Raw genomic sequence first — 22,253 nt, 5'->3', positions numbered from 1 at the left:
TTGCATATTTTGGGGTAATTTCATGCGCCGCCTCTTCCACCATCATTTGCCTGCCCTGACCGTCATTGCGCTAGCGTTGACAATCGCCGGCTGCGCCGACCAGGGAGGCATCAGGCCGCAAGCGCAAGTCCGCGACACCGCCACCTTCGACGCCGGACAGGCCATCGGCCAGGCCGGCGCCGAAGCCGGCTGGCCGCAACACGCATGGTGGCAGGCCTATAACGACCCGCAACTCGACGCCCTGGTGCAAAAAGCCGTCGCCGGCAACCCCAGCATGGCCATTGCCGCGGCCCGCGTACGCCAGGCACAGTCGATGGCGATGGTAGCGCATGCCGGCGAATTGCCCAGCGCGCAACTGGATGCCGCCATCGGCCGCAAGGACTGGTCCGACAACGTCTATTACGGCGCCAGCTTCCGCGACAAGCTGACCTGGAACAACACCGCCACCCTGGGCCTGACCTACAACGTCGACCTGTGGGATCGCAACAAGAACGCCACCGAGCGCGCCCAGGATGAACTGCACGCGGTCGCCGCCGATGCCCGCGCCGCCCAGCTCGACCTGGAAAGCAACGTGGTGCGCACCTATGTCCAGTTGGCGCTGCAATACGGCTTGCTGGACAACACCGAAGCCATGCTCAAGGAAGAACAGAAGATCCTCGACCTGGCGCATCGCCGCTTCACCGGCGGCATCGGCACCCAACTGGAAATCACCCAGGCCGAATCCCCGCTGCCGGAAACCCGCCGCCAGATCGAAGCCTTGCATGAGAGCATTGCGCTGGTGCGCAACCAGCTGGCCGCCCTGCTGGGCGAAGGCCCGGGCGCCGGCGACCGCATCGCCCGGCCGGTGCTGGCGCTGCACACGGCCATCGGCCTGCCCAGCGCGCTGCCGGCAGAACTGGTCGGCCGCCGTCCCGACATCAGCGCCGCGCGCTGGCGCGTGGAAGCCGCGGTCCGCGGCATCGCGGTGGCCAAGGCCGCCTTCTACCCCAACCTCAACCTGTTGGCCGGCATCGGCCCGGCCGCTGCCGGCGGCGGCATGCTGTCTTTCCTCAGCATGAAAAACTGGCAAACCACCTACGGGCCGGCGATCTCGCTGCCGATCTTCGAAGGCGGCCGCCTGCGCGGCCAACTGGGCGCCACCACCGCCGGCTACGACATCGAAGTCGAGCATTACAACGCCCTGCTGTCGCAGGCCTTGAAGTCGATCTCCGACCAGGTCGTGACGCTGCAATCGGTGGCCCGCCAGCAACAGCAGGCGGGCGAATCGGTCGCCGCCGCGCAAAAGAATGTCGACATCGCCACCCGCGCCTACCAGCGCGGCCTGACCGATTACCTCAACGTGCTGCAAGCGCAGACCCAATGGCTGCGCCAGCAACAGATCGTGCAACAGTTGCAGGCCCGGCACCTGGCCGCCTATGCCGCGCTGACCGCAGCCCTGGGCGGCGGCCTGGAACCGGCGGCCGCGCCTGGAACTGAAACCGAAGCCGCTGCCGGGATCGCCAGCAGCCGCACCCTCAAGGCCGCCGCAAAATGAACCAGCCCGCCAACGCGGCCGCAGCCGCAACACCACGCCCGTCCTTCAGGGCGCAACTGCGCGAAGCCGCCAGCGACTGGTGGCACAACGAGCGGCCGACCTGGATCTACGTCTTCAAGATGGTGTTCGCCGGCCTGCTGGCGCTGGGCATCGGCTATGGGCTCGACCTCGAATCGCCGCGCTCGGCGCTGATCACGGTGTTCATCGTGATGCAGCCGCAAAGCGGCATGATCCTGGCCAAGAGCTTCTACCGCGTGATCGGCACCCTGGTCGGCTCGGTCGCCGTGGTGGTGCTCGTGGGCCTGTTCGCGCAGACGCCTGAGCTGTTCCTGATCGCCTCCGCCTTATGGATCGGCCTGTGCACCGTGGGCTCGGCGCACAATCGCAATTTCCGCTCCTACGGCTTTGTGCTGTCGGGCTATACGGTGGCCCTGATCGGCCTGCCGGCCGCGCTCAATCCCGGCATCACTTTCGATTCGGTCATGACCCGCGTCACCGAAATTACCGTGGGCATCGTGTGCGCCGGCCTGGTCAGCGCGCTGGTGTTTCCGCAAGCCAGCGCCCCGGGGCTAGTGCGCATCATCCGCGGCCGCTTCACCGCCTTCGTCGACCTGATCGGCGCCACCCTGGGCGGCACCAGCGAGCGCAAGCAGTTGGAAGCCGCCAATGCCCGCTTCGTGGGCGACATCATCGGACTGGAAGCGCTGCGCAGCTCGGCCATCTTCGAAGATCCCGAAATCCGCCTGCGCAGCGGCCGCCTCACGCGCATGAACAGCGAGTTCATGGCGCTGTCGACCCGCGTGCATGCGCTGCACCAGTTGATGAACCGCTTGCATGCCAATACCGCCCCCAGCGCGCAAGTCGTCATCGACGCCATTTCCCCCTATTTCAAGGAGGTGCAGCCGCTGCTGACCCGCACCGGCGGCGAACCGGTGATGAGCGCGGTGGACGCCGCCGACGCCGCACTGAAGCTGGAAACCTACAAGCGCGAACTGCCGCGCCGCGTGCGCGCCACCCGCAATGCGCTGCAAATCGACAGCGATAGCACCATGCTGGACTTCGACACCGCTTCGGAACTGCTGTACCGCGTCATCGAAGAACTGCACGCCTACACCCTGACCTATGCGTCGCTCAACCCGCGCCGCCATGAGCGCGAGCAATGGGAGCATGCCTACGCCTCCAAGACCAGCATGACCACCGCGCTGATCGCCGGCGCCCGCGCCGCCGTCACGCTGCTGCTGCTGTCGGCCTTCTGGCTCGCCAGCGGCTGGCCCAGCGGCGACGTGGCCGCGCTCAATGCCGCCGCCTTCTGCGCCATCACCTCGGCCGCGCCCGACCCGGCCAAGGCCACGCGCACGGTCACCATCGGCGTGGTGTTCGCGGCCATTGCCGGCTACGTCTATACCTTCCACCTGCTGCCGCGCGCCGACGGCTACTGGATGCTGGCGGCGATGCTCACCCCCGTGCTGATGCTGGCCGTGTGGCTGACCACCAAACCGAAATGGGCCGGCTATGGCCTGGGGATCTGCATTTTCTTCCCCTTCCTCGCGGTGCCGGACAATTTCGCGCGCTTCAACGCCGCCGGCTATCTCAACGAATCGGTCGCCTTGCTGGTGTCGCTCATCGTCACCGCCGTCTCCTTCATGCTGCTGCTGCCGCCGACCACCGACTGGACCGTGCGCGTGCTGGAAAAACAGCTGCGCAAGCAAGTCGTGGATGCCTGTTTCGGCAAGCTCGGCCACCTGGCGCTGAAATTCGAAAGCGGCACCCGCGACCTGATGCACCAGATCACCATGCTCACCAGCAGCCGCCCGGCGCTGCGCCAGAATGCATTCGGCTGGATGTTCGCCACGCTGGAAGTGGGCCACGCCATCATCGAGCTGCGCACCGAACTCAACGGCATCCGCACCGAGCGCCCCGACCTGCTGTCGGCCCAGGCCTATGCCGCGCTGAACCGCCTGCGCGAAACCATCCCGGCGCTGTTCGGCAGCCCCGACCCCGATACCTTCGCCAACGCCCTGGCCGCCAACGACCACGCCATCGCCCAGGTCCAGCAAGCCATCGGCCCGCACTACCGCGAACGCAGCGAACGCCACCGCCTGCAGCGTACGCTGAGCTACCTGCATTTCATCCGCACCGCCCTGCTGGACCAGCAATCGCCGCTGCACACCATGCGCGACGGCGCGGCCAACACCTCGCATTCCGGAGCCCGCCATGCCACGTGAGATTTCCTTTTTCGACGCCTACATCCCCACGCTGTTGCTGCTGGCGATTGCGGCCGGCGCCGTGGCCTTCGTGGTCGACCGCATCCTGGTACGCATCGGCCTGTACAACCTGGTCTGGCATCCGGCGCTGTTCCGCGTGAGCATGTTCGTCTGCTTCGCCGCGTTGATGGGGCTATACGTGTATGCCTAGCTGCGTATCCAACGCCTGCCGCGCCAATCAATAACAAACACGCAATACGAAAAGATAAAGAAACATTCAGGAGTAGTTCATCATGTCGGTCAAATCGATTTTTCGCCTCGCCATCACCCTGCTGATTTTCCTGCTGGCCATCTTCCTCGCCTGGACGCTATGGCAGCATTACATGGTCTCGCCGTGGACCCGCGACGGCCGCGTGCGCGCCGATGTGGTCAACATCGCGCCGGACGTCTCCGGCCAGGTGGTCGGGCTGCCGGTGCGCGACAACCAGCTGGTCAAGAAAGGCGACCTGCTGATGGAAATCGACCCGGCGCGCTACCAGTTGGCGCTCCAGCAGGCCGATGCCGCCGTGGCCGCGCGCAAGTCCGACCTCGACGTGCGCCGCGCCGATGTCGACGCGCGCCGCGCCGAGCTGAACATGCGCCGCGCCCAGGCCCGCCGCCGCGCCGACATGGATGCGCTGGTAGTCTCGCGCGAGGCGCGCGAAGACGCCGGCACCCAGGTCGCCGCATCCGAAGCCCAGTTCCAGGCCGCGCAAGCGCAATTCCAGTCGGCCCAGGCGCAGTACCAGGCGGCCATCGCCCAGCGCGACACCGCCAGGCTGAACCTGGAACGCACCAAGGTGTTCTCGCCGGTAGACGGCTACATCACCAACCTGAACGTGCGCCGCGGCGACTATGCCACCGCCGGCGCGGCCAAGATCGCGGTGATCGACAGCCATTCCTTCTGGGTCTACGCCTACTTTGAAGAAACCAAGCTGCCGCTGCTGTCGGTGGGCGACAAGGCCAAAATCCAGCTGATCAACGGCGCCACCCTCTCCGGCCACGTCGACAGCATCGCGCGCGGTATCTACGACCGCGACAATCCGCAAAGCCGCGAGCTGATCGCCGACGTCAATCCGACCTTCAACTGGGTGCGCCTGGCCCAGCGCATTCCGGTGCGCATCCATCTGGACGAAGTGCCGAAAGACGTGCTGCTGGCTTCCGGCCTGACTTGCACCGTGGTGCTGGAACCGGGCAGCGGCAAGCAGCAGGAACAGGCTGCGCCGGCGCCCAAGAGCTGAGTTCCGGCATGTCCGGGCAATAAAAAGCGGGCGGATGATTTCTCATCCGCCCGCTTTTTTCGTACGCCCTGCATCGCAGGCATCCCCCCTTCAAGCGTAATGCTGTTCAGTTAAGCCTTCCATCTGCAAATCGTCATCCCGGCGAAGGCCGGGATCCTGTGTCTTTCGTTGTGCCTCAATGGCCGTTGAATGACGAATGACGCGACGCTGGACCCTGACCTTCGTCAGGGCGACGGGGAAATTTCGGATTAACTGAACGGCATTACCCCTTCAAGCGGAGCGTTTTTGACTCACCGCCCCGACCGTCAAGCCCATCGGTTTAAGCAGCTTTTCCGCCGTGGCCAATGTGGGGCTGGACTCGCCTCTTTCGATATCTTGCAAGGTACGTGCCGATACGCCGCACAAGCGGGCATATTCGGCAATCGTCAGCCGCAGCGCAGCGCGGATCTTGCGGATGACGGCCGGCACCGGTAGCGTCGGGTCGGCCGCCAACTCATCGGCCAATGCCTTGCGCTCAGCTAATTGCTCGACTGGCGTCAGCGGTTTGAATCGCTTGTCCATTACAGCGCCTCCAATTGCAGCACGACCTGGTTGACGGTCGCCGCCAGCGGAGTCAAAAATTTTTCCTCAATACCGAGGGCGCGGGCGTCATCGAGCAAACTTGCCAGCGGCGCCGCCATCGGCCGCACACGCTGCACCAGCAGATCGCGGTCAAGCTGCGCGGCTTGTGCCGCTTGATCAATCGCGCTGGCCCATTGCGGCGAACCGCCGTCATCTGCCTCCCAGCGCATGCGCCGGGCGATGCCGTCCGGGTGCAGCCACATCGGGGCGAAGTCGAACAGCGGCGTCAGGCCTATGCTGCCATCGGCCTTGCGCCAGATGGCGGTATTGCGTGCGTGATTGTCCTTGTTGCGCAAGACGATATTGGCAATATCGCGCCTGATGTACTCGGCCACCTCGCTCAGCGGATCGGTCGCCACCTGCCCCAGCCGCGTGCACACGGTATTGTGCGAAGGAATGGCGCCGAAGCCGCTGACACCGCATAGCGCAGCGATGCTTTCCTGCGCATGGCGCAGCACTGCTCCAGCAACCACTTCACGGTCGAAGCGCGGAATGAACAATGCCCGCCCACGCAAGACGAGTTCGCCATGTACTTTAAGCCCCAGCCTGCGTGCCAGATGCATATAGGGCGCCTCCAAACGCAAGATGTCGGCCAGGGCCTCATCCTGGCCGCGGCCGAACTTGACGATGAAATGCTGCCGTGCCAGCTCGTCGGGTAACGCATGGTCAAGGTAATACAACCCGTCGTCGCCGCGCGTGAGCAGGATCTTCGGCCATTCGCCCTGGACGCCGGACGAGCCGGCGAGGAACAACCCATGCTGCGCCAGGTATTCGTTGAAGTCTTCCGAACGGGAGGCGATCTCATCTGCGGTGAAACCGCGCAACTTGTTGCCACTGCGCGCTTGCACCCACTCATGGGCTTCCAGCACGCGCAGATTGCCGATCGGATTGCCTGCGCCGGCGCACAGCAGCGGCCAGTCGGCCGAGGCCTCGGCTCGTCCATCCAAACCCAGTTGCTTGAGCAACTCCCCCCTGCCATGCCCCTGGGGCAACAGGTCGATCAGGAAAGGCGGCCAGGCGTCGCCGCTATGGTCGGTGAAATCCACCGGCAGATTGACCGACAAGGCGGCCGCATCCACCCGCTGCTGATAAGCCATGGCGTGCTCGGTGGTGTAGGCAAGATAAGTCGCGCAGGCCATTCCACGAGCGGGCTCCCCTATCAGCGACAGTGCGGCAGCATCGTGCCAGCGTCCGGCGAGGAAGAGCTGGAGTGTGCAGGAAGTATCCATATACACATCATAATATCATTAATAAAAATAAATTCTTATTAATAATGATGGTTTAATGTGTAAATATTGTAGATTACTTCCTTCCGAGCACGCGGACAAAAACCAAGCCCGGTCACCGCACCGTGCGCGTCTCGGCCTCTAAATGGAGGATGAGGATAAAGCTTGTGCGCCATCACGGCGGCGCCAATGATGGCGCGTTATCCCGGCGTCAGTTATCCCACTTGCCCAATGCGGCGTCATCGCTTTCGCGCGCGTCGACCCAGCGCGCGCCGTCCGGCGTCTGCTCCTTCTTCCAGAACGGCGCCCGGGTCTTGAGGTAATCCATGATGAATTCACAGGCGGCGAAAGCTTCGCCCCGATGGCGCGCAGTCACGGCCACCAGCACGATCTGCTCCAGCGGCTGCATGGGGCCGACGCGATGGATCACCAGCGCATCGAAGATCGGCCAGCGCTCCCTGGCTTGTGCCACGATCTGCTCCAGCGCGCGCCCAGTCATCTCGGGGTAATGTTCCAGCTCCATCCCGGACACTTCCGCGCCCTCATTCAGGTCGCGCACGGTACCGACGAAGCTCACCACCGCGCCGACCTTGGGATTGGCCAGGCGCAGTTGCGCCACTTCGGTGGAAAGATCGAAATCGGCGGTCTGGACGCGAACGGGCATGGCAGCGGAAATAAAGTGAAGTGCAGCGACAGATTCTAACAGCGCCGGCGGGCGCGAAAGCGACGCAAACGACGCGGAGCCCGGCTTGCGCCAGGCCCCGGCCGAACCGGCTTAGACCAGTATGCCCCACAACAGCAACGTCATGCCCAGGCCGATCACCGACACCAGGGTCTGGATCACCGACCAGGTCGCCAGCGTCTGCTTCAGGTTCAGGCCGAAGTATTCCTTGACCATCCAGAAACCGGCGTCATTGACGTGGCAGAAGAATACCGAACCGGCGCCGATGGCCAGCGCCATCAGCGAATTGTGGGTAGCCGAGAGGCCCGCCACCAGCGGCGCCACGATGCCGGCGGTGGCGGTGGTGGCCACCGTGGCCGAGCCGGTCGCCTGGCGCAGCGCCACGGCGATGATCCAGGCCAGCAGGATCAGCGGCACATGGGTGCCGGTTGCGATCTTGGTGATGGTGTCGCTGATGCCAGCGCTCAGCAGCGCCTGCTTCAGGCCGCCGCCGGCGCCGATGGTCAGCAGCAGGCCGGCGATCGGCGGCAGCGCCTTGCGCAAGGTGGCGCCGACATCGAAGCGGCTGGTGCCCTGGCCCCAGCCCAGCACCACCACGGCGAACAGGACCGTGACGGTCAGCGCAATGATGGGCTCACCGAAGAAGTTCAGCATCTCATACAGCCCGGTCTTGGGCGTGACCCAGATGCGCGCCACGGTGCGGCCCAGCATCAGCGCCACCGGCAACAGGATGGTGACCAGCGCCGGCACGAAACCGGGCTGCGATTTCTGCTCGCGCCCGGCGAACAGCTTGCCGATCTGGTCCGGCTCGACCACGTTCAGGCGCGGCGCCAGGAAGTTGCCATACAGGGGGCCGGCGATGATCACCGCCGGTATCGCCACCAGCAAGCCCAGCAACATGGTGGTGCCAAGGTCGGCATGCAGCGCGCTCACCGCGATCAACGGCCCCGGGTGCGGGGGCAACAAGGCGTGCAGCGTGGTCATGCCGGCCAGCGCGGGAATGGCCACGCGCATGATCGGCAGGCCGGAGCGGCGCGCCATCACGAAGATGATCGGCGCCATCATCACCAGGCCCACTTCGAAGAACAGCGGCAAGCCGATCACCAGCGCCACCGCCGCCATCATCCAGGGGATGGTGCGGCCGCGCGCGTAGCGCAGCAAGGTAGTGACGATCTTGTCGGCCGCGCCGGAATCGGCCATCAGCGCGCCCAGCATGGCGCCCAGCGCAATGATGATGCCGGCTTCACCGAGGATGCTGCCGGCGCCCTTGCTGAATGCCTTGGCAATGTCTTCCAGCGGCAGGCCGGCGCCGATGCCGGCCACGAAGGTGCCGATCAGGATGGAGAGAAAGGGAGCGATGCTGAGAAAACTGATCAGCACCACGATGGCGACCAGCGCCAGCAGGGTGACCAGCAACAGCTGGGTATCCTGGGCCGCCCAGGCGGCCAATTGGGTTGATATCACGACGGGTTCCTTCTTCAGGTGTGGATGAATGCGCATCGCTGGACGATGTCTTGTGCATCCCCTCGAACAGGCATGTTTGGCGCATGCCCTGTCTCCTCCCAAAAAACGGATCGTGGCCCGCTTGCAGCGGATCGCCGGTCAGATCAGGTCTTTTGCCAGACGCTGGCCAGCCACGGTTGCTGCTCGCGCGGCAAACCGTCAGGGCGGTAATAATGCCGCAATTCGGCAAATCCTGCAGCCAGCAGGTAGCGGCGCCAGCCCTCCAGGCTATGCCACACGCCATAGCGTTCGCCGCTCCAGCCTTCCTCATCGTCGCCGCGCGGATTGGAACTGAACAAAATGCCCCCTTCCTTCAGCGTTTCGCGCAGTTGCGCCAGCACACGCGGCAGGTCGGCCGATGGCACATGAAACAGCGAAGCATTGGCGAAAATGCCGTCGAAGCGCTGCGCCGGCAAATCGAGCTTCACGAAATCCTGGCACAAGACCTCGCAGCCGGAAGCCTGGCGCGCCATGCACACGAATTCCTCCGTGCCGTCCAGGCCTACCGCTTCATGCCCCAGCTTCGACAAGGTGAGCAAATCGCGCCCCGGGCCGCAACCGAAGTCGAGGATGGAGAACGGCCCATGGCCGGCGATGCCGGGGCGCATCGCCAGCGCATCCAGCAAGGCGCCGATGTTCTGGCTGACGTCGTGCTCCCAGGTGCCTGCGCGAAACCCCTCGGCATTACGGCTGTAATGTTCGAGCGTGCCGGCCGAGGCATCGTCCTTCGCGGGCATGTCAGCCCCCCGTGACCGGCGGGAAGAAGGCCACCTCGCCGCCATCGACGATCTCGGTATCGGCTTCGGCCATCACATGGTCGTAAGCCATGCGCAAATTCTTTTCCGGCCCCAGCACTTCGGCCCAGATACCGCCACGCCCGATCAGGAAGGCGCGCACGTCGCCGATGGTCTTGACGCTGGCCGGCAGTTCGATGACTTCCTGCGTGGTCTGGAGTGCTTCGCGCACGCTGGCGAAGAAACGCAGTTCGATTTTCATGACAGCAAATCCTGGAAAGAAATGAAGGAGACCATGTCCCCCACGGCAATGGTCTTGCCGGCAGGATTGTCGACCACGCCATCGGCCCACACGGTCGAGGTCAGCACGTTGGAGCCCTGGCTGGGAAACAGGTCGAGCCCGCCATTGGCGTTGCGGCGCACGCGCAGGAATTCCTGGCGGCGGTCGGCCTTGGGCCAGGCGAAATCGGCGCGCATGGCCAGCGCCTGCGGCAGCACGGCTGCGCGCGGCAAACCCTGCAAGCACAACAGGAAGGGCCGCACAAAGACCAGGAAGGTGACAAAGGACGATACCGGGTTGCCCGGCAGGCCGATGAAGAAGGCGCGCCCCTCTTGCGCCGTCTGGCGGTTCACTTCGCCAAAGGCCAGCGGCTTGCCCGGCTTCATGGCGATCTGCCACATGTTGATGCGGCCTTCCGCTTCCACCGCCGGCCTGACGTGGTCTTCCTCGCCCACCGACACGCCGCCGCTGGTGATGATCAGGTCATGCTGCTGCGCCGCCTCGCGCAGCGTCTTGCGGGTGGCGTCGAGGTTGTCCGGGACGATGCCGTAGTCGGTGATCTCGCAGCCCAGTTTCTCCAGCAGGCCGCGCAGCAGGAAACGGTTGGAGTTATAGATGGCGCCGGGCTTCAGCGGCTGGCCCGGCATGGCCAACTCATCGCCGGTGAAAAATACCGCCACGCGCAAGCGGCGCCGCACGGAGAGTTCGGCCTGCCCCACCGAGGCCGCCAAACCCAGCTCCTGCGGGCGCAAGCGGGTGCCGGCTTCAAGGATGGTGCTGCCCTGGCGGATATCTTCACCGATGGTGCGCACCCATTCGCCCTGCTGCGGGACGTGGCGCACGATGACGTATTCGCCCTCGGTGTCACAGGCCTCCTGCATGACCACCGCATCCGCGCCTGCGGGCATCATCGCGCCGGTGAAGATGCGTGCGGCGGTGCCGGCTTGCAGCGGCTGGCCGACATGGCCGGCGGGAATGCGTTGCGACACGCGCAAGCGGGCCTGGCCCGAAGCGCAGTCGGCGGCGCGCACGGCATAGCCGTCCATCTGCGAATTGTCCATGCCCGGCACGTTGATGTGCGCCTGTACCGGGGCCGCCAGCACACGGCCGCAGGCGTCGAGCGTGGAGATGGTCTGGCTGCCTTGCACCGGCACGGCGGCGTCGAGCAAGGTATTCAATGCCTGCGCCACGCTTTGTAGCGGTGGGCGCGACGGCGCCGCCGCTTTGTCGCTTGGATTCGGTAGAGAAGTATTGGCTTGCATGTCTGGCCTGTTATCTGGTTTTCGCTGATTCCGTGCGGATATAGCGATCTGCCATTTTAATGCAATCGGCACAGCGAATCAGTATTACACCTTGCGCATGAAAAACGCCGCACGGACTTGAGGGTCCGGGCGGCGTCCGGCATATCGATGCAACTTACAGGCCGGTGTGCTGCGCCACGAAACTCTTGACCTTGACGGCGTCGGCCGGCATCACTTCGAAACGCTGCGGCAGCGCCTCGATGTTCTCGAACCCGGCCGGACGGTCGGCGTCGCGGCCCAGCGCTTCGCGGATGGTTTCGTTGAACTTGGCCGGCAGCGCGGTTTCCAGCACGATCATGGTCACTCCCGGCGCGAGGTTCTCGCGCGCCACCTTGATGCCGTCGGCGGTGTGGGTGTCGACCGTGATGCCGTAATTCTTTTCGGCGAAACGGATGGTGTCCAGGCGGTCGGCGTGGGTCGATTTCCCGGAGGCGAAACCGTACTTGATCACGCTGGCGAATTCGTTGCCGTCGCTGCCCGGCTTGCCGGTCAGGTCGAAGCCGCCGGCGCTCTCGACCTTGTGGAACAGCGCCTTGACGCGGTCGCTGTCGCGGCCCAGCAGGTCGTAGATGAAGCGCTCGAAGTTCGAGGCCTTGCTGATGTCCATGCTGGGGCTGCTGGTGTGGTAAGTCTCGGCCGACTTGCGCACGCGGTAGACGCCGGTGCGGAAGAACTCGTCGAGCACGTCGTTCTCGTTGGTGGCCACCACCAGCTTGTCGATCGGCAGCCCCATCATGCGCGCGATGTGGCCGGCGCAGATGTTGCCGAAGTTGCCCGACGGCACCGTGAACGAGACCTTCTGCTCATTGGAGGCGGTCGCCGCTAGGTAGCCGCGGAAGTAGTACACCACCTGCGCGACCACGCGCGCCCAGTTGATCGAATTGACGGTGCCGATCTTCTTGGCGGCCTTGTATTCCAGGTCGTTGGAAATCGCCTTGACGATGTCCTGGCAGTCGTCGAACACGCCTTCGATGGCGATGTTGAAGATGTTGGGGTCCTGCAGGCTGAACATCTGCGCGGCCTGGAAGGCGCTCATCTTCCTGTGCGGCGACAGCATGAACACGCGGATGCCGCGCTTGCCGCGCATGGCGTATTCAGCGGCGCTGCCGGTGTCGCCCGAGGTGGCGCCGACGATGTTGAGTTCGGCGCCCTTCCTGGCCAGCGCGTATTCGAACAGGTTGCCCAGCAATTGCATGGCCATGTCCTTGAAGGCCAGGGTCGGGCCGTTGGACAAGCCTTGCAGCACCAGCTTCTTGCCGTCCTGGTCTTCCAGCGTGCGCAGCGGGGTGATCTGCGATGCGTCTTCGCCGGCGCGGGTATTGCGGTAGACGTCGGCGGTATAGGTCTTGTGCGCCAGGGCCTTGAGGTCGGCCTCGGGAATGTCGGTGGCGAACTTCTTCAGCACCTCGAAGGCCAGGTCGGCATAGGACAGCTTGCGCCATTGGTCCAGCTCGGCGCCGCTTACCTGCGGGTATTGCGACGGCAGGTACAGGCCGCCGTCCGGCGCCAGGCCGCCCAGCAGGATTTCGGAAAAGGAAGGAGTGGCAGAGTGACCGCGGGTAGAGACGTATTGCATGACGTGTGATGGCTGCAGGATGCGTGAATGCGGGGGAATCGGAGAAGTCGCTCATTATAGCGTCCCGCCACTGCCGCGCTCACTTTTGCCGCCGGCAGGCCATCAGATACGGATCGGCGGTTCGGCCATCATCAGGATGCGCAGGAGTTCCGCCTGGCGCCGCGTGCCGGTCTTGGAGAACAGGCTGGCCATATGGGTGCGCACCGTATTGCGGCTGACATCGGCTTTTTGCGCATAGCTCTCGATGGTGTCGTTATCGAGCAGCGCTTCGGCCAGGCGGGCTTCGGCCGGGGTCAGGCCGAACATCTTGCGCAATATGGCGCTGCGCGGCAGCTGCTGCCGGCCCATGTCCTGCAGGATCACCAGGGCCAGCGGCCCGCTGTCATCGGCAAAACCGGCCTGGCGGTCCGGTTGCGCCGGAATGACCGACACCACCAGCGGCTGCCCGCCCCGCTCGCGGCGGGCGGCAAACCATTGCCCGCGCCGGCCTTCAGCGCCGGTGGCCTGGCTGACGGCGGCAACCAGCATGGCATCGGCGCCGGGGTCGGCCAGGCGCAAGCGTTGCGCCTTCACGCAGATGCCGTCGGCGCCGGCCAGCATGTCTGCCGCCACGTTGTTGAACGACGCCACGCGGCAGGCGGCATCGACCCACACCGTACCGTAGGGAAAGTATTTCAGCAGGGCCTGGTCGGCCTGCTGCTGGCTTTCCAGGGCGCGCAGGCGCCGCCGCAGCACGGAGGAACGGATCATGTGCCCGGTGATGCGTTCCAGCAGCTGGAGATCGTCGGCGTCGTAATGCCCGGCGCCGACCGGGCGCAGGAACGACAGCACTTCATTGTCCAGGCCCTCGCCGCCGACACGGCCGAGAACCATGTGGCGCGCGCCGTGCTTGAACAGGAAATCGTTATAGATCTCGCTACGGCGCACGAAGCTTTCGTCGAAGCGCTCGTAGTCCGCGCGCCACTCGCCGACGGCGCCGGCGGCAACCCACTGCAGGCGCTCGTCGACGCTGTTGTAGTAAGTCCGGTATTCGACATCGGCGGCGTTGAAGATGGGATTGCTGATGACGGAGCTGAACACCTCCCGGGTCGACATATCCATGTGGAGGTAATGCCCGGCGACCGCGCCGATCTCATCGCATATCGATTCCATGAGCGGCGCCAGCTGCCCGGGATGTTGCACCGACTCGTAAATCAGCCCGACCAGTTGGTCGAACCGCTGTTCCTGATTGGCGGTTTTCATTGTTTTATCCCCATGTCGCTCACTGTGGCGACTTGATTGGCCTTCCCGCTTCCGAGCATAGAACATTTCACTTTCTCATTCAAACGGATGAGGCTTTTTGTGTTGCATTTCTCTAGAATTTTTCTTGCCAAACAGTCAGTCGGCTCGCTTTTTCACAGGAGCAACTGTCAGGGGACATGCACGACTGGGATGCTGGCAATTCCGGGGAGAAACTCATCATGCAAATCAAGCCGAACGGCCAAAGGACAATGGCGGCCCTGTTCTTGGGCAAACGCCTGTGCGCGGGGGCCATGGCAGCCGGACTCATCGCCGGGTGCGCTACCCAGGGCTACGACAACAAGGCCAGCAGCACCGTCGGCGCCATGCAGGGCGGCAATCCCGACCTCGCGCTGCAAACGCTTGAACAGCAAAATCCCGACAAGGACAAGGACTTGCTCTACTTCATGGAAAAGGGCGAGCTGCTGCGCATGAAAGGCGCCTACGAGGCCAGCAAGGAAAGCTGGCTGGCCGCCGACGAGAAGGTGCGCGGCTGGGAAGAACAGGCCAAGAGCGATCCGTCCAAGCTGTTCGGCGACATCGGCTCCTTCGTGCTCAACGACACGACCCGCCGCTACGATGGCCGCGACTACGAAAAGACCTTCATCAACCTGCGGCTGGCGCTGGACCACCTGGCCATCGGCGACTGGGATTCGGCGCGCACCGAGATCAAGAAGATGCATGAACGCGAGGCCATCATTGCCGAGTTCCGCAGCAAGGAGCTGGAACAAGCCAAAAGCAGCGCCGAGTCCAAGGGACTGAAGACGACCTCGTTCAAGGAACTCAGCGGTTATCCGGTCGAGACCCTGGTCGATCCGCAAGTGCAGGCGCTGAAGAATTCCTATGAATCCGCGATCGCCAACTACCTGGCCGGCTTCGTCTACGAAAGCCTGGGCGAACCTTCGCTGGCTGCGGCAGGTTACCGCAAGGCAATCGAGATGCGCCCGGGCGAGCCGGTGCTGGAAGACGGGCTCAAGGGGCTCGACGGCCGCGTGCGCGCCCGCTCGCCCAAGCTGGTCGATACCCTGATCGTGATCGAATCGGGCAGCGCCCCGGCCATCTCCTCCATGACCCTGCCCATCATGCTGCCGATCCCGGGACGCAGCGGCCTGTCCATCATCGCCACGCCGATTTCCTGGCCGGTGATCCGCGCCGCGGATAGCTCGATGGTGCCCGCGGCCATCAACATCGATGGCAAGTCCGCGCCGGTCGCCCTGCTCACCAGCGTCGACCAGATGGCGCGCAAGGCGCTCTCCGACGAGATGCCCGGCATCATTGCGCGCTCCTCGGTGCGCGCCATCACGCGCGGCGTCGCCCAGAAAGCCATCGACGACAACGCCGGCTCGATGGGAGCCTTCGGCTCGCTGCTGAGCCTGGCGGCCAAGGTCGGCTCGGTGGTGGCGGAAGTGGCCGATGAACGCACCTGGCGCACCCTGCCGGGCTTCTTCTCGGTGGCGCGGGTCAAGCTGCCGGTCGGGGCGCACACCATCAGCCTGCTCTCCGGCACCAGCCAACTGACACGGGAAGTGAAGCTCTCCGGCAATTACGCCGTGGTGACCATGCGCACTTCCGGACCGGCGTTGTATCTGGCACAGACGCCGTTCAACGAACAACAGGCCGCATTGGCCCTGGCCGCCCCGGATACGCCGCCAGCCAAGGTCGCCAAGGCCGGCAAGAAAGCCGCCCCCAACAATGCCGCCAAAGCCGCGGCGGCGGCCAAGGAAAAGGCCCTGGCCAGCGCCGCCGACAGGAAGAAGGCGATCGTGCCGGTCTCGGCCACGGCCGGCCAATAACTGCTCTGCGCCAGCGCCATCACGACATCGACACATCGGAGAATCCAGATGCAAGTTTTTTTACGCAACATCGTGCTGGCAGCATCCTGCGCACTGTTTTTCGGCTCCCCGGCCGCAGGCCAGACCATCGCCTCCAAGATCGAAACCATGGGCGAACCGGCCTCGCTGCAATTCACCGGTTTGCGCATGCGCGAACAGAACGGTCTGCTGCGGGTGCAGGCCGAATTGACCAACCAGGACACCGCCCCGCAAAGCGCCTATTACCGGGTGCAGTGGCTCGATGACGCCGGCTTCCAGGTATGGGACGACGAAGCCTGGAAACCGGTGCTGCTGCACGGCGCGCAAAAACTGACGCTGCAGATCGTCGCGCCGACCACCAGGGCGCGCGACTTCAAGATCCAGTTCAGCGCCACCGATAACCGTTCGCTGAGCCGGCCCAGCGCTTCCGGCAACAGCCCATGACCCGCTGAATTCTTATCCGCCATCCAAAAAAGGAAACGCCATGTACGCCATCCCCCACTCCCGCCAGCTTCGCCATACGGCCCTGTGCGCCTTGTGCGCCGCCCTGTTCGGCTGCGCCACGCCCGGCACGCCGACCGTCGGCGGCAACGTCCAGTACGGCGACGCCAAGGCGGTGGAACAGGTGACCAACGAATTCGGCTCGACCGACCTGCAGACCATCGCCGAATCGATGGCGCGCTCGCTGGCGCAATCGGCCAGCGGTTACAAGAGCAAGCCGCTGGTCACCTTCGCCGACGTCAAGAACAAGACCAGCGAATACATCGATACGCGTTCCATCAGCGACTCGATCCGCACCCAGCTGGTCAAGAGCGGCACCATGCGCTTCGCCACCGACATCGACGCCATGCAGAACCAGACCGACGAGCTGACCCGCCAGAACAACAGCGGCCTGTACAAGAAATCGGCCACCGCCAAGGTCGGCAAGATGCAAGGCGCGCAATACCGCATCGAAGGCAACATCACTTCCATCGTCAAGCGCGGCGGCGACGTCAAGGACGTCTACTACAAGTTCAGCCTGATCATGACCGACATCGAGGCCGGCACCATCGAATGGGCCGACGAAAAGGAAATCCGCAAGACTTCGCGCCGCTGAACGGCGCTTCAGGAAACGCTCATGTACCCATCCTCCCTCCTGCGCATCTTGCGCGCGGCCTGCGCAATCGGCGGCCTGGCCTGCATCGTGCTGGACGCTCCCACGGCCGGCGCGCAAAACCTGCCCAAGATCGCCGTCACCGACCTGTCGTATGAAGAGCAGGTGAAGGAGTATTTCCAATACTTCGAAGCGCGCGAGAAGCATGACAACCGCTCCTCGTCCAGCGGGCAGTTCCGCGATTCGGCCAACAGCTCGTCGGGCTCGGCGTCCGAACGCTCGTCGAGCCGCGGCGAAAGTTCGGTGGTGGCGGCCTCGGGCAGCGTCACCGTGATCAGCCGCGGCGAACTGCGCAAATTTACCGCCGACATCAAGGGCGAACTGCTCAAGTCCGGCTCATACCGCCTGGTGCAAGGCAAGCCGTGGACCCAGCAAAACACGGAAAAGCTGTACGACATCATCGCCCGCATCAAGCAAGGCTATTACCTCGGGGCCGACTATGTGCTGTTCGGCAGCATCAACAACGTCGACTTCCGCCAGGAGACCCATCCCATCCAGGGATCGAATGCGGTGTCGTTCTCGCTGGCGCTGGAACTGGTGGGCGAGTTCTCGCTGATCAATACCAGGACCTATGAGATCAAGGCGGCCTTCTCGGCCATGGGCGAAGGTTCGGACACGCGCCTGGCCAATGCCGCCGGAACCCGGATCGCGCTCAACAAGAGCAAGGTCATGCAGGAAGTCTCGCGCTCGCTGGGCGATGCCGTGGCCAGCGAAATGGAGGCGCAATTCAACCCTGCCGCATCCACCCGCGCCTCCCGCGCCGCGCGCAATGCCGGACCGGCCAATGCGCCTGCACAGGAAGAGCGCACCGTGGTCTTCAAGTGACCAGGCATCCGGGATGGCCCAATTTGTTTCCATAAAGAAACAAATCCCGCCCGGCCAGATGAAATAAAACGTTACCACCCTTGAAAGCCCGGCAACGCCGGGCTATGCTGCGGCACTTCGTGCGTCCGCCATGGCGGAAACTCCCGCGCGACAGCCACATCAAAGACGGCATTCAACTCAAGAAGGATGGAAATGGCATGAAACAAAAGATCAAGACCTTGCTGGCGATCTCCGGCGCATTCGGCGCCTTGCTGGCTGGCGCGCCGGCGCATGCGGAGAATTGGCAGGCCCTGGGCGGCACGGACCAGTCCTCGCTGCTGGTCGATACCGACTCCATCGTCGAAAGCGGCGGCATCCGCGAGGCATGGTCGCTGTGGAATTTCAAGGAAGCCCGCCCCAACACCGGCGACGCCAGCTTCCCCAGCCTGAAGTCCTACAAGGATTTGCACCAGTACAACTGCAAGGCCGGCACCATGAAGCTGGTCAGCGAGATCATCTTCGCCGAGAACGACGGCAAGGGCGACAAGCGCGACCATACCAGCGCCCTCAAGGGCATGGAATTCACCAAGCCCAAGCCGATGTCAGTCGGCGACGCCATGCTGCAGGCGGTGTGCGGCTACGAGCTCAAGAAGAAGTAAGCCCCCGCCCCCCCTGCGTCAGGCATAAAAAAACGGAGCCATACGGCTCCGTTTTTCATTGGCGGGCCATTGCCATTGGCCCCACCGTTCAGTTCAACTCTTCCAGGCGGATCTTGGTAACCTTGCCGACCACCGTCTGCAGCGCTTCGATCTTGGCGATGGCCGCCTCGATGTTCTTTTCCTGGGTCTGGTGGGTCAGCATGATGATGTCGGTCTGCTGCTCGCCTTCGGCAGGCTCCTTCTGCAGCATGGCATCGATCGAGATCGACGAATCCGCCAGGATGCGGGTAACGTCGGCCAGCACGCCCGGCTTGTCGGCCACGCGCATGCGCAGGTAATAGCTGGTGGTGACCTCGGCCATCGGCAGCACCGGCGTATCGGCCATGGCGCCGGGCTGGAACGCCAGGTACGGCACGCGGTGCTCCGGATCGGCGGTGGCCAGGCGGGTGATGTCGACCAGGTCGGCGATCACGGCCGAGGCGGTCGGCTCGGAGCCGGCGCCCTTGCCGTAGTACAGGGTCTCGCCGACGGCGTCGCCGCGTACTACCACCGCATTCATCGCGCCTTCGACATTGGCGATCAGTCGCTGCGCCGGGATCAGCGTCGGGTGCACGCGCAGTTCGATGCCCTTCTCGGTCTGGCGCGTGATGCCCAGCAGCTTGATGCGGTAGCCCAGTTGCTCGGCGTAGGTGATGTCGCTGGCCTGCAGTTTGGTGATGCCTTCCACGTGGGCTTTGTCGAATTGCACCGGGATGCCGAAGGCGATCGAGGCCATGATGGTCAGCTTGTGGGCGGCGTCCACGCCTTCGATGTCGAAGGTCGGATCGGCTTCGGCATAGCCCAGGCGCTGCGCTTCCTTGAGCACCACGTCGAAGTCCAGGCCCTTGTCGCGCATCTCGGAGAGGATGAAGTTGGTGGTGCCGTTGATGATGCCGGCGATCCACTGGATGCGGTTGGCGGTCAGGCCTTCGCGCAGCGCCTTGATGATGGGGATGCCGCCGGCGACCGCCGCTTCGAATGCGACCATCACGCCCTTTTCCTGCGCCGCCTTGAAGATCTCGTTGCCGTGCGTGGCGATCAGCGCCTTGTTGGCAGTGACCACGTGCTTGCCGTTGGCGATGGCCTTCAAGACCAGATCCTTGGCGATGCCGTAGCCGCCGATCAGCTCGATGACGATGTCGATGTCAGGGTCGTTCACCACCAGGTTGGCGTCGTTGACAACCTTGACTTCTCCATTGGTCAGTTCGGTGGCGCGCTCGGTGTTGAGATCGGCCACCATGGTAATTTCAATGCCCCGGCCGGCGCGGCCCGCAATCTCTTCCTGGTTGCGCTTGAGAACATTGAAAGTACCGGAACCCACGGTGCCGATGCCGAGCAAACCTACTTTGATGGATTTCATATTGTCTTCGTGGTTGGTGAAAAATTGCCGCCCTGCTCACGGAACAGGACGGGTACTGCAAGTAAAACGGTAATCGCTGCGCGGCCTTGCCACGTTGCCGCGCGGTGATGCCGGATGCGTTGCCGACAGTTCAGGCGGTGCCGTGCCGACGGCGATAACCTTCCAGGAAATGGGCGATGCGGCCCATGGATTCGGTCAGGTCGTCGGTATTGGGCAGGAACACCACGCGGAAGTGGTCCGGCGTCGGGCAGTTGAAGCCGGTGCCCTGCACGATCAGCACCTTCTCTTCGGCCAGCAGTTCGTAGGCGAACTCCTGGTCATCCTTGATCGGATAGATTTCCGGATCCAGGCGCGGGAACATGTACAACGCCGACTTCGGCTTGACGCAGCTCACGCCCGGGATGTCGGTCAGCAGCTTGTGCGCCAGGTCGCGCTGCTTGGTCAGGCGGCCGTTCGGGCCGACCAGGTCGTTGATGCTCTGGTAGCCGCCCAGCGCGGTCTGGATCGCAAACTGTCCCGGCGCGTTGGCGCACAGGCGCATCGAGGCCAGCATGTTGAGGCCTTCGATATAGTCCCTGGCATGCTTCTTCTCGCCCGAGACCACCATCCAGCCGGCACGATAGCCGCACGAGCGGTAGTTCTTGGACAGGCCGTTGAAGGTGATGAACAGCACGTCGTCGGCCAGCGAAGCCAGCGAGGTATGGGTATTGCCGTCGTAGAGCACCTTGTCGTAGATCTCGTCGGCCAGGATGATCAGCTGGTGCTGGCGCGCCAGCTCGATGATTTCCTTCAGCACCTCGACCGAGTACAGCGCGCCGGTCGGGTTGTTGGGGTTGATGACCACGATCGCACGGGTGTTGGGCGTGATCTTCTTCTTGATGTCGGCGATGTCGGGCTGCCAGCCTTGCTGCTCGTCGCACACGTAATGCACCGGGGTGCCGCCCGAGAGACTCACCGCGGCGGTCCACAGCGGATAGTCGGGCGACGGCACCAGCACTTCGTCGCCGGTGTTGAGCAAGGCGTTCACGCTCATGACGATCAGCTCGGAAGCGCCGTTGCCCAGGTAGATGTCATCGATGGTCACGCCCTCGATCTTCTTTTGCTGGGTGTAGTGCATGACCGACTTGCGCGGCGCGAACAGACCCTTGGAATCGGTATAGCCGGAGGCGTTGCCCATGTTGCGGATCATGTCCTGGACGATCTCGTCCGGGGCGTCGAAGCCAAAGGCGGCCAGGTTGCCGATGTTGAGCTTGATGATCTTGTGGCCCTCTTCCTCCATCTGACGCGCTTTTTCCAGCACGGGACCACGAATGTCGTAACAAACATCTGCCAGTTTCTTGGATTTCTGAATCGGTCGCACAGCCATTCCTCTACTTGTTCTGAAGCGGGGGCGCCGCGGCATGCGGGGCTGGTCCGTTTCTCTTGGCGCCGGGCGGGCAAGGAACCTTTCAGGTTCCTGCCTCTCCATCACGGCGCATCCCTTGGTTTATCTCCGGTTCCTTGCGGCAACTCGCGCGGCGGCTTCGCTTGGCGCGCATGCGCGCAGCGCAACGAAAGCGGCGCAAAACACGCTTGCGCGCGCCCATCGCCCAGCGGCCGGGAACCGGCCATTTTGCCCAAAGCTGTTCATTTTATCAATCAAATAGGCGTGCGCCGGATAAGGAAACGGCTACAATGCAGCACTTTACGACCAGATTGCTGCAACGCATGTCGGAATGACATCCCGGCGCCCCCGCCGGCCGATGATCCGCACGCCTTCCAGCCCATCTTGCGATGAAGCTTCATTCAACCGAAACCAAGCAATACCAGACTGTCACCGCTTACGATGAAGACGGCGTTGAGCTCAATGCCATCCGCTTCACCCACAGCCTGGTCGTGCTGCCCGAAACCGAACCGGCTCCGTGGCCCGTGGCAAGCTTCGAGGCGCTTACCGTGGCCGACTTCGCCCAGATCGACGCCACCCAGCCCGACGTGGTCATCCTCGGCACCGGCGAGCGCCAGCGCTTTATCCATCCCAAGCTGATCGCCGCCCTGACCGCGCGCCGCATCGGCGTCGAGTGCATGGACAACCAGGCTGCCTGCCGCACCTACAATATCCTGATGGCCGAAGGCCGCAAGGTGGCGCTGGCGCTGATCATCCCTCCCAAGAGCTGAACGGCTTCGGCCTGCCGCGACAAAAAACCCAAGACACGCACAAGGAACCGCCGT

The 22,253-nt window shown here is 63.9% G+C and carries 21 protein-coding genes; 10 read left to right on the top strand and 11 right to left on the bottom strand.

The window, feature by feature from the left end; all coding sequences use genetic code 11:
• Positions 1-22 precede the first annotated feature (22 nt).
• The 4 genes from FB598_RS14180 (at position 23) to FB598_RS14165 (ending at position 5,018) form a co-directional block, all read left to right on the top strand.
• Positions 23-1,534, top strand: coding sequence for an efflux transporter outer membrane subunit (locus FB598_RS14180; protein WP_141915597.1), 1,512 nt, complete (start codon positions 23-25; stop codon positions 1,532-1,534).
• Complete coding sequence (locus tag FB598_RS14175; RefSeq protein WP_141915599.1) at positions 1,531-3,759, top strand: FUSC family protein; 2,229 nt, start codon at positions 1,531-1,533, stop codon at positions 3,757-3,759. Before FB598_RS14180 ends, FB598_RS14175 begins: the two co-directional genes overlap by 4 nt.
• Positions 3,749-3,949, top strand: coding sequence for a DUF1656 domain-containing protein (locus FB598_RS14170; protein ID WP_141915601.1), 201 nt, complete (start codon positions 3,749-3,751; stop codon positions 3,947-3,949). The genes FB598_RS14175 and FB598_RS14170 overlap by 11 nt, the downstream gene beginning before the upstream one ends.
• Positions 3,950-4,031: 82 nt before the next feature.
• Entirely contained in the window at positions 4,032-5,018 is a 987-nt protein-coding gene (locus tag FB598_RS14165) for an HlyD family secretion protein (RefSeq protein WP_141915604.1), read from the top strand.
• Between the two features lie 270 nt (positions 5,019-5,288).
• On the opposite strand, the gene FB598_RS14160 is transcribed toward FB598_RS14165, so the two are convergent.
• From FB598_RS14160 to FB598_RS14120, 9 genes are all read right to left on the bottom strand, one after another.
• Positions 5,289-5,579 carry a helix-turn-helix transcriptional regulator gene (locus tag FB598_RS14160; protein ID WP_141915606.1) on the bottom strand — a complete coding sequence of 97 codons (291 nt, stop codon included), beginning with the start codon at positions 5,577-5,579 and terminating at the stop codon, positions 5,289-5,291.
• Positions 5,579-6,868 (bottom strand): type II toxin-antitoxin system HipA family toxin, encoded by a 1,290-nt coding sequence (locus FB598_RS14155; RefSeq protein ID WP_141915608.1) that lies wholly within the window; start codon positions 6,866-6,868, stop codon positions 5,579-5,581. Before FB598_RS14155 ends, FB598_RS14160 begins: the two co-directional genes overlap by 1 nt.
• 208 nt (positions 6,869-7,076) lie before the next feature.
• The gene (gene moaE / locus FB598_RS14150) at positions 7,077-7,529 is read right to left on the bottom strand and encodes a molybdopterin synthase catalytic subunit MoaE (protein ID WP_141915610.1); all 453 of its coding nucleotides are present in this window, start codon (positions 7,527-7,529) and stop codon (positions 7,077-7,079) included.
• Positions 7,530-7,640: 111 nt separating this feature from the next.
• On the bottom strand, positions 7,641-9,047 hold the full coding sequence (locus FB598_RS14145) for a gluconate:H+ symporter (RefSeq protein ID WP_183405856.1): 1,407 nt from the start codon (positions 9,045-9,047) through the stop codon (positions 7,641-7,643).
• A gap of 107 nt (positions 9,048-9,154) precedes the next feature.
• A complete protein-coding gene (locus FB598_RS14140; RefSeq protein ID WP_141915615.1) occupies positions 9,155-9,787 on the bottom strand; it encodes a bifunctional 2-polyprenyl-6-hydroxyphenol methylase/3-demethylubiquinol 3-O-methyltransferase UbiG in 633 nt (210 codons plus the stop codon).
• Between the two features lies 1 nt (position 9,788).
• Positions 9,789-10,046, bottom strand: a complete 258-nt coding sequence (moaD, locus tag FB598_RS14135) for a molybdopterin converting factor subunit 1 (RefSeq protein ID WP_141915617.1) — start codon at positions 10,044-10,046, stop codon at positions 9,789-9,791.
• A complete protein-coding gene (gene glp, locus FB598_RS14130) occupies positions 10,043-11,326 on the bottom strand; it encodes a gephyrin-like molybdotransferase Glp (RefSeq protein WP_141915619.1) in 1,284 nt (427 codons plus the stop codon). The genes moaD and glp overlap by 4 nt, the downstream gene beginning before the upstream one ends.
• A 154-nt stretch (positions 11,327-11,480) precedes the next feature.
• Positions 11,481-12,941 (bottom strand): threonine synthase, encoded by a 1,461-nt coding sequence (gene thrC / locus FB598_RS14125; protein ID WP_141915622.1) that lies wholly within the window; start codon positions 12,939-12,941, stop codon positions 11,481-11,483.
• Between the two features lie 102 nt (positions 12,942-13,043).
• Positions 13,044-14,183: a helix-turn-helix transcriptional regulator gene (locus FB598_RS14120; RefSeq protein WP_141915624.1), complete on the bottom strand. Its 1,140-nt coding sequence runs from the start codon at positions 14,181-14,183 to the stop codon at positions 13,044-13,046.
• Between the two features lie 290 nt (positions 14,184-14,473).
• On the opposite strand from FB598_RS14120, the gene FB598_RS14115 reads away from it, so the two are divergent.
• The 5 genes from FB598_RS14115 (at position 14,474) to FB598_RS14095 (ending at position 18,646) form a co-directional block, all read left to right on the top strand.
• Complete coding sequence (locus tag FB598_RS14115; RefSeq protein WP_255464027.1) at positions 14,474-16,012, top strand: COG3014 family protein; 1,539 nt, start codon at positions 14,474-14,476, stop codon at positions 16,010-16,012.
• 48 nt (positions 16,013-16,060) lie between these two features.
• Positions 16,061-16,474: a YcfL family protein gene (locus tag FB598_RS14110; RefSeq protein ID WP_141915626.1), complete on the top strand. Its 414-nt coding sequence runs from the start codon at positions 16,061-16,063 to the stop codon at positions 16,472-16,474.
• A 40-nt stretch (positions 16,475-16,514) separates the two neighbouring features.
• On the top strand, positions 16,515-17,126 hold the full coding sequence (gene lpoB / locus FB598_RS14105) for a penicillin-binding protein activator LpoB (RefSeq protein ID WP_141915629.1): 612 nt from the start codon (positions 16,515-16,517) through the stop codon (positions 17,124-17,126).
• Positions 17,127-17,147: 21 nt separating this feature from the next.
• Positions 17,148-18,008 carry a penicillin-binding protein activator LpoB gene (locus FB598_RS14100; protein ID WP_141915631.1) on the top strand — a complete coding sequence of 287 codons (861 nt, stop codon included), beginning with the start codon at positions 17,148-17,150 and terminating at the stop codon, positions 18,006-18,008.
• Between the two features lie 197 nt (positions 18,009-18,205).
• Positions 18,206-18,646 (top strand): surface-adhesin E family protein, encoded by a 441-nt coding sequence (locus tag FB598_RS14095; protein WP_141915634.1) that lies wholly within the window; start codon positions 18,206-18,208, stop codon positions 18,644-18,646.
• 88 nt (positions 18,647-18,734) lie between these two features.
• Here the strand turns inward: FB598_RS14095 and FB598_RS14090 are convergent, their stop codons facing one another.
• Positions 18,735-20,045 (bottom strand): homoserine dehydrogenase, encoded by a 1,311-nt coding sequence (locus tag FB598_RS14090; RefSeq protein ID WP_141915636.1) that lies wholly within the window; start codon positions 20,043-20,045, stop codon positions 18,735-18,737.
• Between the two features lie 130 nt (positions 20,046-20,175).
• A complete protein-coding gene (locus FB598_RS14085) occupies positions 20,176-21,405 on the bottom strand; it encodes a pyridoxal phosphate-dependent aminotransferase (protein WP_141915639.1) in 1,230 nt (409 codons plus the stop codon).
• A gap of 413 nt (positions 21,406-21,818) precedes the next feature.
• On the opposite strand from FB598_RS14085, the gene FB598_RS14080 reads away from it, so the two are divergent.
• Positions 21,819-22,199, top strand: a complete 381-nt coding sequence (locus FB598_RS14080) for an Mth938-like domain-containing protein (RefSeq protein ID WP_141915642.1) — start codon at positions 21,819-21,821, stop codon at positions 22,197-22,199.
• The last annotated feature ends 54 nt before the right edge of the window (positions 22,200-22,253 follow it).

It is taken from the genome of Herbaspirillum sp. SJZ106 (assembly GCF_006715495.1).
Classification (GTDB): domain Bacteria; phylum Pseudomonadota; class Gammaproteobacteria; order Burkholderiales; family Burkholderiaceae_D; genus Herbaspirillum.
Note: the sequence above shows the minus strand (reverse complement) of the source record. Positions and strands in the feature narration are given on the sequence as shown.